Source organism: Alcanivorax sp. HI0044, assembly GCF_001634945.1.
In genome coordinates, this window is record NZ_LWEZ01000767.1 from 1 (window position 1) to 901 (window position 901).

The 901-nt window shown below is 57.4% G+C and carries 1 protein-coding gene; it reads left to right on the top strand.

Translation table 11 applies throughout. From position 1 onward, the window contains the following. Positions 1-901: Ig-like domain-containing protein (locus tag A3730_RS09160; RefSeq protein ID WP_197477394.1), on the top strand; the 901-nt coding region annotated here is incomplete at both ends.

Here is a 901-nt window from a genome sequence, read left to right on the forward strand (position 1 = left end):
GAACCTGATGCACCTGGAACTGGTGGGCACCGGCCTGATTGAAGATGGCCAGCTCAACACCGATGCCATTACCATTGTGGAGCCGCGGGTACTGGGCGTGGATAACGCCTATGGTGTGCTCAGCTTCCGCATGGAGTCTTATCAAGATCAGGAGAACGCGCCTCTCAAGCCTTTCGATACGGTAAGTCCTTTTGTGCCTGTTCTCGACGGCGACAATGGCATGGAGCTGTCCTGGCAGCCCGGAAATGTGGCCGACCGCATGGAGCCTGGTGACCCCATCATCATCCATTTCAATGAAGTCCTGGAGAAGGAAACCATTGTTGCCGGTGAGAGCTTGATGCTCACCAAAGGTGGGGCGCAAGAACCGTTCAGCTGGAAGCTGGATGGCAGTGCCTTGATCATCACTCCGGATGCCCCGGTGGAATATGGTGTGGAGTACGTAATTACCACCACCCCGGATATTACGGATCTGGAAGGTAACCCCTTGCAGATGCTGGATACCCTGGAAGGGGATAACAGCCTGGACTTCAGCCTGCCGGAGTATGTGGTCAATGATCCGGACGATGTGCGCAGAGGCCCATTCGCAGCCACCGTCTACCCGGGCTTCCCCTGTGCCAGCAGTAATGCCAGCCAGGCCGAGATTGATGCCGGCACCCAAGGCGTGTGCATCTCCTCCAACGAGGAAAGTGCGCAAGTGGAAGTGGATGAACTGCCGATTGTGGATCTGCCCGCAAACCGCTCCATTCGTGTGCGTTTTTCCCAGAACATGGATCCGGCAACCATCCTCCTCGGCGATACCTTCCTGGTGCAAAAAGACGAAGGCGGCAGCTGGGTCGACGTGGAGGGTGAACTGGTGCTGGACCCACGCGCGCTGACGTTCACACCAGAGCAAGCCTGGGAA